Origin of the sequence: Acidovorax sp. IB03, assembly GCF_016406015.1 — a bacterium.
GTDB lineage: Bacteria > Pseudomonadota > Gammaproteobacteria > Burkholderiales > Burkholderiaceae_C > Acidovorax > Acidovorax temperans.
Genome location: NZ_JAEFCH010000002.1, coordinates 50,098 through 63,443, shown reverse-complemented (window position 1 = coordinate 63,443; position 13,346 = coordinate 50,098). Strand labels below are relative to the sequence as shown.

At 65.2% G+C, this 13,346-nt stretch carries 11 protein-coding genes; 9 read left to right on the top strand and 2 right to left on the bottom strand.

Translation table 11 applies throughout. The features are described from left to right. The first annotated feature begins 114 nt into the window (after nucleotides 1-114). From IHV84_RS01375 to IHV84_RS01340, 8 genes are all read left to right on the top strand, one after another. Nucleotides 115-963, top strand: coding sequence for a 3-hydroxybutyryl-CoA dehydrogenase (locus tag IHV84_RS01375; protein WP_198845506.1), 849 nt, complete (start codon nucleotides 115-117; stop codon nucleotides 961-963). A gap of 273 nt (nucleotides 964-1,236) precedes the next feature. Beyond that, nucleotides 1,237-1,701 (top strand): MarR family winged helix-turn-helix transcriptional regulator, encoded by a 465-nt coding sequence (locus tag IHV84_RS01370; protein ID WP_044395579.1) that lies wholly within the window; start codon nucleotides 1,237-1,239, stop codon nucleotides 1,699-1,701. 80 nt (nucleotides 1,702-1,781) lie between these two features. Further along, nucleotides 1,782-2,198: an organic hydroperoxide resistance protein gene (locus IHV84_RS01365; protein ID WP_044395577.1), complete on the top strand. Its 417-nt coding sequence runs from the start codon at nucleotides 1,782-1,784 to the stop codon at nucleotides 2,196-2,198. A 141-nt stretch (nucleotides 2,199-2,339) separates the two neighbouring features. Further along, nucleotides 2,340-3,110, top strand: coding sequence for a metallophosphoesterase (locus IHV84_RS01360; protein ID WP_066695658.1), 771 nt, complete (start codon nucleotides 2,340-2,342; stop codon nucleotides 3,108-3,110). Next, nucleotides 3,107-4,537, top strand: a complete 1,431-nt coding sequence (locus IHV84_RS01355; RefSeq protein WP_198845505.1) for a bifunctional serine/threonine-protein kinase/universal stress protein — start codon at nucleotides 3,107-3,109, stop codon at nucleotides 4,535-4,537. The genes IHV84_RS01360 and IHV84_RS01355 overlap by 4 nt, the downstream gene beginning before the upstream one ends. Nucleotides 4,538-4,633: 96 nt before the next feature. Beyond that, nucleotides 4,634-5,725, top strand: a complete 1,092-nt coding sequence (locus IHV84_RS01350; protein ID WP_198845504.1) for a DUF2855 family protein — start codon at nucleotides 4,634-4,636, stop codon at nucleotides 5,723-5,725. A gap of 49 nt (nucleotides 5,726-5,774) precedes the next feature. Beyond that, nucleotides 5,775-6,830 (top strand): serine/threonine protein kinase, encoded by a 1,056-nt coding sequence (locus IHV84_RS01345; RefSeq protein ID WP_198845503.1) that lies wholly within the window; start codon nucleotides 5,775-5,777, stop codon nucleotides 6,828-6,830. Between the two features lie 254 nt (nucleotides 6,831-7,084). Further along, a complete protein-coding gene (locus tag IHV84_RS01340; RefSeq protein WP_198845502.1) occupies nucleotides 7,085-7,867 on the top strand; it encodes a response regulator transcription factor in 783 nt (260 codons plus the stop codon). Here the strand turns inward: IHV84_RS01340 and IHV84_RS20710 are convergent. Continuing rightward, nucleotides 7,789-7,983 (bottom strand): exosortase H-associated membrane protein, encoded by a 195-nt coding sequence (locus tag IHV84_RS20710; protein WP_341239300.1) that lies wholly within the window; start codon nucleotides 7,981-7,983, stop codon nucleotides 7,789-7,791. The genes IHV84_RS01340 and IHV84_RS20710 overlap by 79 nt on opposite strands. A gap of 169 nt (nucleotides 7,984-8,152) precedes the next feature. Between IHV84_RS20710 and IHV84_RS01335 the strand changes: the two genes are divergently transcribed. Continuing rightward, entirely contained in the window at nucleotides 8,153-11,038 is a 2,886-nt protein-coding gene (locus IHV84_RS01335; protein ID WP_198845501.1) for an ATP-binding protein, read from the top strand. A 145-nt stretch (nucleotides 11,039-11,183) separates the two neighbouring features. Here the strand turns inward: IHV84_RS01335 and htpG are convergent, their stop codons facing one another. Next, the gene (gene htpG, locus IHV84_RS01330; protein WP_198845500.1) at nucleotides 11,184-13,160 is read right to left on the bottom strand and encodes a molecular chaperone HtpG; all 1,977 of its coding nucleotides are present in this window, start codon (nucleotides 13,158-13,160) and stop codon (nucleotides 11,184-11,186) included. Nucleotides 13,161-13,346: the final 186 nt, after the last annotated feature.

Sequence of the window (13,346 nt, the reverse complement as noted above, 5' to 3'; positions counted from 1 at the left end):
GATAACCGAACGGCCGTGCTTTTTACTCAGGAACTTTCCCGAGGTTCCAACGGCCCGCACCGCCGCGTCCCTTACCATGCAGGCGTCTGTTTCACTTGGAAGAAAGCTCTTTTTATGACGATTCAAACGGTTGGCATCATCGGCGCGGGCACCATGGGCAATGGCATTGCACAGGCTTGTGCGGTGTCGGGCATCAGTGTGGTGATGGTGGATATTTCGGACGCGGCCGTGCAAAAGGGCCTGGCCACGGTGGCGGGCAGCCTGGACCGCCTGATCAAGAAGGAAAAGATCAGCGAAGCCGACAAGGCTGCGGCCCTGGCGCGCATCAAGACATCGACCAGCTACGACGACCTGAAGGCCGCGCAACTGGTCATTGAGGCTGCCACCGAGAACTACGAGCTCAAGCTCAAGATCTTGAAGCAGGTGGATGCCATCGTGGCGCCTGAGGTGATCGTGGCTTCGAACACCTCGTCCATCTCCATCACCAAGCTGGCCGCCGCCACCAGCCGCGCCGACCGCTTCATCGGCATGCACTTCTTCAACCCCGTGCCGATGATGGCGCTGGTGGAAATCATTCGCGGCCTGCAGACCAGCGACGCCACGCACGACGCCGTGAAGGCCCTGGCCGAGGCCCTGGGCAAGAGCCCCATCACCGTGAAGAACGCGCCGGGCTTTGTGGTCAACCGCATTCTGGTGCCCATGATCAACGAAGCCTTCTTCGTGCTGGCCGAAGGCCTGGCCACCCCCGAGGACATCGATGCCGGCATGAAGCTGGGCTGCAACCAGCCGATTGGCCCGCTGGCGCTGGCCGACATGATTGGCCTGGACGTGTGCCTGGCCGTGATGGATGTGTACCTGACCGAGTTTGGCGACAGCAAGTACCGCCCCTGCCCGCTGCTCAAGGAAATGGTGGCCGCCGGCCGCCTGGGCCGCAAGACGGGCCAGGGCGTTTACACGTACTGAGCGGCGCCCTCGCACCTCTTCCCCCACGCGCAGCGCAACCGTGCTGCGCCCCTTGGCGGCCTGCGGGCCGCCATTTTTTTGGGCGCGGCACCGATGCAGCCCTTGGAATATTTAGACGAAAACAGCCTCTAGCGGCTTCTCAGCAAGCGCTACCAGCTACGTTTTTCATAGCATTTACAACTCCCTTCGGAAGCAGCGGCAATCCCATGCCAGCAGTGCAGGCATTCGTCAATTAAATTGTACGCAATTTAATTGAACACAATAATTCAACCCATGCCCCGCACGCCCACCTCCGAAAACAGCCCCAGCCCCGCCGCCTTGCGGCTGGACAACCAGGTCTGCTTTGCGCTGTATTCCGCATCGCTGGCCATGACCAAGCTGTACAAGCCCCTGCTGGACGACATCGGGCTGACCTACCCGCAGTACCTCGTCATGCTGGTGTTGTGGGAGCAGGAAGGCATCACCGTCTCGGAACTGGGCGAGCGCTTGTACCTGGACTCGGGCACGCTCACCCCGCTGCTCAAGCGGCTGGAGGCCAGCGGCCACATTCGCCGCGCCCGCGATGCGCAGGACGAGCGCCGGGTGCGCATCGCCCTCACGCCCCAGGGGCTGGGCCTGCGCGACCAGGCAGAGCGCATTCCGCACTGCGTGCTGGAAAGCAGCCAGTGCACCCTGCCCGAGCTGGTGGCGCTGACCAGCCAGCTCAAAACCCTGCGCGAACGGCTCAGCCAGCGCTGAGCCGCCTGCCTACGTTGCTCCTGCATCACTGATTCTCACCACCGTCCCGCGCTGCGGGCATCACCTCAAAGGAAGACACCATGGCCAAGCTCGACCAAGTTCTCTACACCGCCAACGCCCACACCACTGGCGGCCGCGACGGCGCATCGCGCACCGATGACGGCCGTCTGGACGTGAAGCTCTCGCCCCCCGGCACCGCAGGCACCGGCACCAACCCCGAACAACTGTTCGCTGCGGGCTACTCCGCCTGCTTCATCGGCGCCATGAAGGCCGTGGCCGGCATGCAAAAGATCAGCCTGCCTGCTGACCTCTCGATCGACGCCAGCGTGGACCTGGGCAAGGTCGGCCAGGGCTACGGCATCGCCGCCCGGCTTGCCGTGAGCCTGCCCGGCATGGACCGCGCCGCCGCCCAGGCCCTGGTGGACGCAGCCCACCAGGTCTGCCCCTACTCCAACGCCACCCGCGGCAACATCGACGTGACCATCACGCTGGTGTAACGCCCCGGGCTCTGCCCACCCCACACCGCCGGTGCCCCCGCCCAGGGAGCACCGGCGGTGTGCTTTTTGGGGTGCCCCCGGAGAAAACCGTAGACGGCGCCCCTTCGCCCTGGGGCATGATGCAGACATGGGGAGAACACCATGAAACTGGCCCTTTTGTCAGACATCCACTCCAACCGCCAGGCGCTGGACGCCTGCCTGCAGCACGCCCGCGCGCATGGCGCCGATCACTTTGCCCTGCTGGGCGACCTGGTGGGCTATGGCGCCGACCCGGCCTACGTGGTGCAGCAGGCCATGGACTTGGTCGCTGCCGGTTACACGGTGATTGGCGGCAACCACGACGCCTTTGCCGTGCAGCCCCCCGCAGGAACCGACAAGGGCGCCCACAGCATGGCCGCACAGGGCGCGCTGTGGACGCACGAACAACTCAGCCCCGAGCAGCGCAGCTTTCTGGCCCACTTGCCCCTCACCGCCCAGGTAGGCGGGGTGCTGCTGGTACACGCCAGCGCCGAAGCGCCCGAAAACTGGCGCTATGTAGACAACGAAATCGTGGCCGCCGAATGCCTGGAAGCCGCCACCAAGCACCCGGGCGTGAAGCATGTCTTTTGCGGCCATGTGCACCAGCAAACGCTGTACTACCGGGGCACCGGGCGGGGGCTGATGCGCTTCACCCCCACGGCCGGGGTGCCCGTGCCGGTGCCGCCCCACCGGCAGTGGGTGGGCACGGTGGGCTCGGTCGGCCAGCCGCGCGACGGCGACCCGCGCGCCATGTACGCGCTGCTGGACACCGACCACTGGCATCTGCGCTTTGAGCGGGTGCCCTATGCCGTAGCCGATGCAGCGGCCGCCATCCTCGCCACGGGCGGCGCCTTGCCCGCAAGCTTTGCGCACCGCCTGGAGGTAGGCCGATGAAACTGCTGGAACCCGGCGCCGTGGTGGACGGCTTTGTGGTGCGCGACTGCATCCACGCAGGGGGCATGGCCCATATCTACCGGGTGGAGTACGCCAGCGGCGCGCCCGACCCTGGCTTTCCCATGGCCATGAAGATCCCGCGCATGACCGCGGGCGACGGGGCCGAGAACATCGTGGGCTTTGAGGTGGAGCTGCAAATACTGCCCGCACTCACCGGGCCACACGTGCCGCGCTTTGTGGCCGCGGGCGACCTGCACCGGCTGCCCTACATCACCATGGAATACCTGCAGGGCCACACCCTGCAGCACTGGCTGGACGCGAGCGAGCGGCCCGACGAAGAACTCATCGCCCGCCTGGGCACCGCCCTGGCCCACGCGGTGCACAGCCTGCACCAGCAAAACGCCTGCCACCTCGACCTCAAGCCCGGCAACGTGCTCTTCACGCACGAGAACCATGCCGTGCTGCTGGACTTTGGCCTGTCGTGGCACGCGCACTTCCCCGACCTGCTGGCCGAAGAGCAGCGCAAGGCCGTGGGCTCGCCCGCGTGGATGGCGCCCGAGCAAGTGGTGGGCGTGCGCGGCGACCCGCGCAGCGACATCTTCGCCATTGGCGTGATGCTGTACGAGCTGGCCACGGGCGAGCTGCCGTTTGGCGCCCCCACCACCACGGGCGGTCTACGCCAGCGCCTGTGGATGGCGCCGGCCCCGCCGCGCAAGCACCGGCCCGACCTGGCCCCGTGGCTGCAGGAAATCATCCTGCGCTGCCTGGAGCCCGAAGCCGCGCGCCGCTACCCCTCGGCCGCCCACCTGGCCCTGGACCTGGCCCACCCCACCCAGGTGCGCATCACCGAGCGAGGGCACCGCACCCAGGGCACGCCGTTTCGCACTCACTTCAAGCGCTGGCTGCGGGCGGCGGGCATGCACTACCAGCCCAGCCCGCTGCCTTCGCGGCAGATCGAGGAGACCCCTATCGTCATGGTGGCCGTGCCCCACAGCGATGTGACGGACGCCACGCTGTACTCGCTGCGCGAAGCGGTGGCGCGCTCACTCGGCATCCGGCCCGGGGCGCGGCTGGCCTGCGTCACGGTGCTGTCGCCCTCGGCCAGCAGCACCAGCGACAGCACCCGCAGCGAAACCGCCCTGCACCGCCTGCACCACGCCCGCCTGCGCCAGTGGGCGCAACCGCTGGACCTGACCGAGCACCCGGTGAGCTACCACGTACTCGAATCCACCGACGTGGCCCACGCCCTGGTGCGCTACGCAGAGGGCAACCACGTCAACATGATGATCCTGGGCGCAGCCACCCATGGGCTGCAAACCCAGCGCTTCATCGCCACCGTGCCCATGCGCGTGGCGCGCGACGCGCCCTGCACCGTCATCCTCGTCAAGCAGTCGCTGCCGTTTGCGCGCCTGGCGGGTGCCAGCTGAGCACCGGTTCCAAGAACGGGGCGGCCGCGCGGCGGCCTGTCGCCAACGCGGCGCCTGGTACTTGAGCCGGCGCCGCCTTTGCCTTAGCGTGCGGGCATGAGCACCACCACCCTTCTCGTGCGCCAGAACCAGCTGGCCGACACCGCTGTGCGCACCACAGCTGATTCAGCGCTGCAAGACGGCGAGATCCGCGTCCAGGTGGACCGGTTCGCCCTCACCAGCAACAACATCACCTACGCGGCCATGGGCGAGATGCTGCAGTACTGGCAGTTCTTCCCCTCGGGTGAAGCGGGCTGGGGGATCATTCCGGTGTGGGGCTTTGGCACGGTGCAAGCGTCGCGGCACCCGGACATACCGGTGGGCGAACACCTGTATGGCTACTGGCCCATGGCCACCCATGCCGTGCTGGCCCCACACCGCGTGAGCACCACTGGTTTCAGCGATGGCGCACCGCACCGCGCGGGGCTGCATGCGGTCTACAACCACTACCTGCGCACGAACACCGACCCGTTCTACCAGCCCTTCAATGAAGACATCCAGGCCCTGCTGCGGCCGCTGTTCATCACTTCGTGGCTCATTGATGACTTTCTGGCCGACCAGCAGTTCTTTGGCGCCAGCACCGTGCTGCTGTCCAGCGCATCCAGCAAGACGGCCTACGGCACGGCATTTGAGCTGGCCAAGCGCCCAGGCATCCAGGTGGTGGGGCTTACCTCCGCCACCAACCGCGCGTTTTGCGAAAGCCTGGGCTGCTACCACCGGGTGCTGGCCTACGAAGAACTGGAGCAGCTGCCCGCCCAACCGGCCAGCGTGTACGTGGACTTTGCCGGCAGCGTGGCGCTGCGCGAGCGCGTCCACCGGCATTTGACGGGGCTGGCCTACAGCTGCGCCGTGGGTGCCAGCCATGTGCAGGACCTGGGCGGTGCTGGCCAGCTGCCCGGCCCCCGACCCACCATGTTCTTTGCCCCGGCACAGGTCAAAAAACGCAACGCAGACTGGGGCGCCCAGGGCCTGAACGACCGGCTGGTGCAGGCCTGGCAACAGTTCAGCACCGCAGTGCAGGCCCCGCCGCAGCCCTGGCTGGTGGTGCAGCACCACCAAGGCAGTGCCGCAACGCAGGCGGTGTACCTGCAAGTGCTGGGCGGCCAGGGCAGCCCGCGCATTGGGCATATGGCCAGTCTGCTGGCGTAATCACCCGATTGAGCGCCTGTTCCAGGCAGGCAGCGACGACAATCGCTCCATGCACGCCCACAACGACACTGCGACGAACACCGCCGCCAACGCCCAACACCCTTTTGCCGCCCTGACGCCCGATGTGGTGCTGGACGCACTGGCCAGCGTGGGGCTGTACGGTGACGGGCGACTGATGGCGCTGTCGTCGTACGAAAACCGGGTGTACCAGGTCACGCTGGAAGACGGCCAGCGCGTGGTGGCCAAGTTTTACCGCCCCGAGCGATGGAGCCAGGCCCAGATTCTGGAAGAACACGCCTTTGCCGCTGAACTGACCGCTGCCGAGGTGCCCGCCGTAGGCCCCCTGGTGCTGAGCGGCAGCACGCTGCACACGCATGGCGGTTTTGCCTTCTCGGTCAGCCCCTGGCGCGGCGGGCGCGGGCCCGAGCTGGACGACTTTGAGGTGCTGGAGTGGATTGGCCGCTTTCTGGCGCGCATCCACACCGTGGGGGCCGCGCAGCCGTTTGCGTACCGCCCGGCGCTTACCGTGCAGACCTTTGGTGCTGACTCACGCGACTGGCTGCTGGCCCACGAGATCATTCCGCTGGACATGCAATCGGCCTGGCAAGGCGCCTGCGAGAACGCTCTTAAATTGATAGCTAGCAGCGCTTTATCCACGGGCGATGGAGGCCAATTTGGCTTAAACCAGGCGCGCCAGATCCGCCTGCACGGCGACTGCCACCCCGGCAACATCCTCTGGACGCCTACCGACCAGCCCGGCGGCGGACCCCATTTTGTGGACCTGGACGACGCCCGCATGGGCCCCGCCGTGCAAGACCTGTGGATGCTGCTGTCGGGCGACCGCAGCCAGCGCACCCAGCAGCTCAGCGCGCTGCTGGAGGGCTACGAGCAATTTCGCAGCTTTGACCGCCGCGAGCTGGCGCTCATCGAGCCCCTGCGCACGCTGCGCCTCATCCACTACAGCGCATGGCTCGCGCGGCGCTGGCAAGACCCGGTGTTTCCCGTCAATTTCCCCTGGTTTGGCAGCAGCGACTACTGGCGCGGCCAGGTGGACATGCTGCACGAGCAGATCGAAGCCATGGGCGAAGAGCCGCTTTACGCCTGAAGACACCCGAAAGAGGGGGATGGAACTGCGAATGTGATCTCAAAATATTTGCCATATATGGCAAATATGATTGTTAACTTTTAACAAAGCTCTTACAATAGCGCACAAATGATACTTCGGTGGTGCAATTGTTGACTTCGTTTTTCAACGAGTGCAAACGATTGTCAGAAATTCGACCAGGCGTCGGTTCTGAGGCAACATCAGAAGGTTTTCTTTGACCCCTCCAAAGTGCGCCCCAGCGCTGTGACCACGCCATGCGAATAGCCGCCCTCGACGACGATCCGATCCTGCTGGAGCTGATCAAAGCCACCACCGAGCAACATGGCCACGTCTGCCACACCTACCTGACAGGCACCCAGCTGCTGCAGGACATCCGGCACGAGACCTTCGATTTGCTCATCGTGGACTGGCACCTGCCCGACATGGAAGGCCCCGAGGTGGTCTCCGCCGTGCGCCAGACAACAGGGCGGCACCTGCCCATCCTGTTCGTCACCCGCCGCCGCGAAGAGCAGGACGTGATCGAAGCCCTGTCCTGCGGCGCCGATGACTTCATGACCAAGCCCTTGCGCATGGGTGAGCTGATGGCCCGCGCCACGGCCCTGTTGCGCCGCGCGTACCCCCAGGCCATGAGCGACAACCTGGTGTTCGGCCCCTACCGGTTCGACCCCGAAAAGCGTTCGCTGTGGCTGCGCGACCAGCCCGTGGAGCTCAAGAACCGCGAATACGAACTGGCCCTGTTCATGTTCCGCAACGCAGGTCGCCTGCTCTCGCGCGCCCACCTGCGTGAAGTGGTGTGGGGCGAAACCAGCGAAGCACCTTCACGCTCGCTGGACACCCACATGTCGCGCCTGCGCACCAAGCTGGAACTCACCCCTGCCAACGGTTACGTGGTGGGCGCCATCTACGGCATGGGCTACCGCCTGGACGCCGTGGACGCCAACGCGACACCGCCCGCAGGTCAGGACGGATCAGCAGCCGATGGCGAGGCCGGCGCCGAGGGCTTCCAGGCAGGCACCACCACCTTGGCCACGAACTGACGGTCCAGCCACAGCCACACCAGAATGGGCGCCAGCGTGGGCACCACCAAAGAGCCCACCTGGTAGCCGTACATCACAGAAAACCGAAACTGTGACCTCGTAAGTGAGCTTGCCATGTGGCAGGGCTCACCGCCGCTGCGGGTATCGTAAGCTGCACGAGTGTGAACGAAGGCAGCCACCTTTGGCCAGTTCGCGTGAACGCACACAGCCATGCTGTGCGTGCCTTGGACTGGAGACGGCACACGCAACTGTCTGGCCAGACTCCGCTTCGAACCGCTTTCACCCATGCCCCGCGAATCGCTCTTCTCCAACCTCTCCCTGGCGGGCAAGATCACCTTGCTGTTGGGGCTGATGGGCGTGGTGTCGATGGCCATCATCGGCTACGCCATGGTGCACATGCGCCAGATGGACGAGCAGTACCGCACGCTGATCTCCTTGGAGTCCGAGCTGGCGCAGAGCTTTGGCCGCACAGGCACGCTGCTGGGCGAATCCCAGCGGATGGTGCATGCCGCGCACAGCGCGTCCCAGGGCGCCGCCGCCCCCTTGGCGGCCGAAGCCGCACAACGGCTGCGCACCCTGCAGCGGGAGTTCGAGACTGAGCTCAACGACATTGCCCAGGGCATGCCGCACCAGGGCCGCGAATTGATGGGTTTGCGCTCGCGCTCGCAGAAGGTGTTTGATGCAGGCGATCAGGTGCTGGATGCGGCCACCAAAGGGTACAAGGAGGCGGCGACCACCTTGCTGTACCAGGCGTTTGAGCCAGCCCTGCTGGAACTGAAGCAAGACCTCGACGCCTTTCGCAACCGCTCGCACAGCGAATTTTCAGCGTTCATGAACGAGCAAAATCTGGCGACGGAAAAAACCCTGTGGCGCATTGCAGCGGCTGTGATTGCGGCGCTGGCGGGGGTTCTGGTGCTGTCAGCCTATGTGGCGCTGACGCAGATTTCACGCCCTGTGAGCCAGCTGGCGCGCATCATGCAGCGGCTCACGGAGCACCAATACGACGATGTGATTCCCGCCACGAACCGACGCGACGAGGTGGGCACCATGGCCCGTGCGTTGCAGGTCTTCAAGAACACGATGGAGGGCGCGGACCAGCTCACGGCGCAAGTGCAGCGCAGCGAGGAAGCGCGCAGGCTTTCGGAACAATTGATGGACCTGACCAGCGCGATTCCTGGCGTGGTGTTTCAACTCCATCTGCAGGCCAACGGCAAATGCCGGTTTCTGTTCGTGAGCGACAAGGCCGGTGCGATGCCTGGGCTGCGGGTGCTGGCGCTGCTGCGCAGCGGCGGGCCAGTGGGCGAGGCCTATGCCGTGCCTCGGCCAGTGCGCCAGCGCATCCAAACCGCGTTCATGGAACGGCTGCGCAACCCCGAGCCCCTGGACTTTGACACCGAAGTGCAACACGAGGGCGCATCGCGCTGGCTGCAAACCTCTGCCACCGCGCGGCGGCTGGCGGATGGCAGCGTGCTGTTTCACGGCGTGTGGATGGACGTGACCGAGCAAAAGAGCCAGACGCACGCCATGGCCATCGCCAAAGAGGCGGCAGAACGGGCAGCACAGGAGCGCGCCCGCTTCATCGCAGTGATGAGCCATGAAATCCGCACGCCGCTCAACGCCGTTCTGGGCATGGCACAGCTGGCGTTGAAGGACGAGTTGCCCGCACAGCAGCGCGAGCGCGTGGAGCAGATCCGACGGGCCAGCCGCCACCTGCTGGGCATCCTCACCGACGTCCTGGATTTTTCGAAGATCGACGGCGGCCACCTGCAGCTGGAACACAAACCGTTTTCTCTGTCGTCGATCATGGGCACCCTGGCCGATCTGCTCAGCCCCCAGGCGCTGGCCAAATCGCTGCAGCTGCGCATGGATGTGGACGACAACGTGCCCGAGCATTGCGTGGGCGATGCCCAACGGCTCTCGCAGATCCTCATCAACTACGTGCACAACGCCATCAAGTTCACCCACCAGGGCGAGGTGGTGGTGCGCCTGCGCGCGGTTCAGCAAGACGGGCACCACCTGCTGCTGCGCGGCGAAGTGCAAGACACCGGCATTGGCATGACGGCGCAGCAGATGGAAGGCTTGTTCGAGCCCTTCCGCCAGGCCGACAGCTCCATCACCCGCCGCTTTGGCGGCACCGGCCTGGGGCTGGTGATTGCCCGCCAGCTGGCGCAGGCCATGGGCGGAGAGACGGGCGTGCACAGCGAACCGGGCCGTGGCAGCACCTTCTGGTTCACCGCGCGCCTGCAACGCGCCCCCGCCAAAGACTGGGCGCACGAGGGACTGGAACACCCCCTGAGCCCCCCAGCCCTGGGCGTGGGCCAGACCGCAGGGCTGCGTGTGCTGGTGGTGGACGACAACGAGGTGAACCTGCAAGTCGTCCAGGGCTTGCTAGAGGCCGGCGGCCTCCAGGTGGACCGGGCGCGCAACGGCGCCGAAGCCGTGGACCAGCTGACCCGCGCAGCCGACCACACCTACGCAGCTGTGCTGATGGACATGCAGATGCCCGTCATGGATGGCCTGAGCGCCACGCGCGCGCTGCGCGCCCTGCCCCGTTTTGAAGCGCTGCCCATCATCGCCATGACAGCCAACGCCACCACGGCCGACATGGAGCGCACCCGCGCCTGCGGCATGAACGACCACATCGCCAAACCTCTGCTGGAGGCGCCGCTGTGGCAGACGCTGTCGCGCTGGCTGGCACGTTCGGCCAGCGCATTACCGGCCCGTCACGCTGTGGGCACCGTACCGCCCCCACCAGCCTCGGAACCCAGCCCGACCAGCGCAGAAGCCGCTGCAGCGCAGACACCAGTATTCGACGTGGCGCTGCTGCAGGATTTGCAGGAGTCCATCACCACGGCACGGCTGCTGCCGCTGATTGCACAATTTGTTCAGGACTGCGAACGGCGCGTCGCACGCATCACCGAAGCCGCCCAGGCCCGCCAATGGGAAGCCCTGCGCCGCCAAGCGCATGACCTGGGGGGCACGGCAGGCAGCTTCGGCCTGTCCACCCTGGGTGAGCTGACCCGCCCGCTGGAAGCCGCCGCCAAGGCCGAGGATGCGGCAGCCACCGACCGTTGCATTGCCGAGTTGCAGCAACTGGCCCAGCAAGGGCTGGAGCAGCTGCGCGCCCACGCACAGGCTTTGGAAAACCCAGCCTCCCACCAGGACGGGTAGCCCAGCACGGCAAGCCCGACAGAGGCACCGCTGCACGGGCACGAAAAAGCCCCGGGGCATCACATGCCGCCGAGGCCAAAAACACTATCAATTCAATAGCTGCCAGCGCTTTATCCATAAGCGCTAGCAGCCATTTTTACCGTTATCAGGCCAGCAAGGCATTCACCCGCTTGACGTAAGCTGCGGGGTCTTCGGGCAGGCCGCCTTCGGCCAGCAGGGCCTGGTCGAACAGGATGTGGGCCAGGTCGTGGAAGTGCACGCTGCCGTCCAGCTTCTTGACCAGCGGGTGCTCGGCATTCACCTCCAGCACCGGCTTGGTCTCAGGCGCCTGTTGTCCAGCTTGCTTGAGCATGCGGGCCAGCTGCGTGCTCATGCCGTCGTCCTGTACCACCAGGCAGGCGGGCGAATCGACCAGACGGGTCGTCACGCGCACGTCTTCGGCCTTGTCCTTGAGCGCTTCCTTCAGCTTGGCCAGCACGGGCTTGAAGGCTTCGGCAGCCTCTTCGGCAGCCTTCTTCTCCGCCTCGTCTTGCAGCTTGCCCAGGTCCACCGCACCCTTGGCCACGCTTTGCAGCGGGGTGCCGTCGAACTCGTGCAGGTAGTTCAGCGCCCACTCGTCCACGCGGTCGGTCATCAAAAGCACTTCGATGCCCTTCTTCTTGAAGACTTCGAGCTGCGGGCTGTTCTTGGCAGCGGCCAGCGTGTCGGCGGTGATGTAGTAAATCGCCTCCTGGCCTTCCTTCATGCGCGCCTTGTAGTCGGCAAAAGACACGCTCACGGTGTCGCTGGTGGTGCTGGCAAAACGCAGCAGCTTGGCCAGGCGTTCGCGGTTGGCAAAGTCTTCGCCCAAGCCTTCCTTCAGCACCGCGCCAAATTCGGCATAGAACTTGGTGTACTTGCCTTCCTTGGCCTTGTCTTCCTCGCTCACCACGTCGGTCACGCCGTCGGCGCCTTCAGCAGGGGCGTCATGTTTGTCGTGCTTGGCCAGGTCTTCCAGCATGCTCAGCACGCGCTTGGTGCTGCCTTCGCGGATGGAGCGCACGTCGCGGCTTTCCTGCAGCAGCTCGCGGCTCACGTTCAGCGGCAGGTCGGCCGAGTCGATCACGCCCTTGACGAAGCGCAGGTAGGTGGGCATCAGCGCTTCGGCGTCGTCCATGATGAAGACGCGCTTCACGTACAGCTTCACGCCCGCCTTCTTGTCGCGGTTCCACAGGTCAAACGGTGCCTTGGCAGGGATGTACAGCAGCTGCGTGTACTCGGTGTTGCCTTCCACGCGGTTGTGCGCCCAGGTAAGCGGCGCCTCGTGGTCGTGGCTGATGGTCTTGTAGAACTCGGCGTACTGTTCTTCGGTGATGTCTTTCTTGGGGCGCGTCCACAGGGCGCTGGCCTTGTTGACGGTTTCCCACTCACCGGTCTTGACCATGCCACCGGGCTGGCGGCCGCCGTTTTCGTCGTTGGGGTTGATCAGCTCGCCGTCTTTCCACTCTTCCTTTTCCATCAGGATGGGCAAGCTGATGTGGTCGGAGTATTTGGCAATGACCTGCTTGAGCTTCCAGGCGTTGAGGTATTCCTCGGCGTCGTCGCGCAGGTGCAGGATGATGCTGGTGCCGCGCTGTGCGCGGGTGATGGTTTCGACTTCGAAATCGCCCGTGCCGCCGCTCGTCCAGCGCACACCTTCTTCGGGCTTGAGGCCCGCACGGCGCGATTCGACGGTGATCTTGTCGGCCACGATGAAGCCCGAGTAGAAGCCCACGCCGAACTGGCCGATGAGTTGGGCGTCCGCCTTCTGGTCGCCTGAGAGACGGCCCATGAAGTCCTTGGTGCCGCTCTTGGCGATGGTGCCCAGGTGGTCGATGGCCTCTTGCTGGCTCATGCCGATGCCGTTGTCGGTGATGGTCAGCGTCTTGGCGGCCTTGTCGAAGCTCACGCGCACTTCGAGGTTGGGGGCGTCTTCAAACAGCGCGGCGTTGTTCAAGCCCTCAAAGCGCAGTTTGTCGCAGGCGTCCGAGGCGTTGGAGATCAGCTCACGCAGGAAGATTTCCTGGTTGGAATACAGCGAGTGGGTGACCAGGTGCAGCAGTTGGGCCACTTCTGCCTGGAACGACAGGGTTTGCTTGCTCATGGGAGGGTTCTCTCTCTCGGTAAATTTCTGGATGGAATCGCACAACGGGGGGGCACAAAAAAATCACGCGCGCCAGCCCGGCAGGCGTGATTTATGGGCGGGGGTGAAGGTTTCAAGAGGGGCGAGCAGCCCGCTCCTGCAAGTGGCGCTCCGCGTACGGTTTTGCCTTCAATCGGATAACTAGGC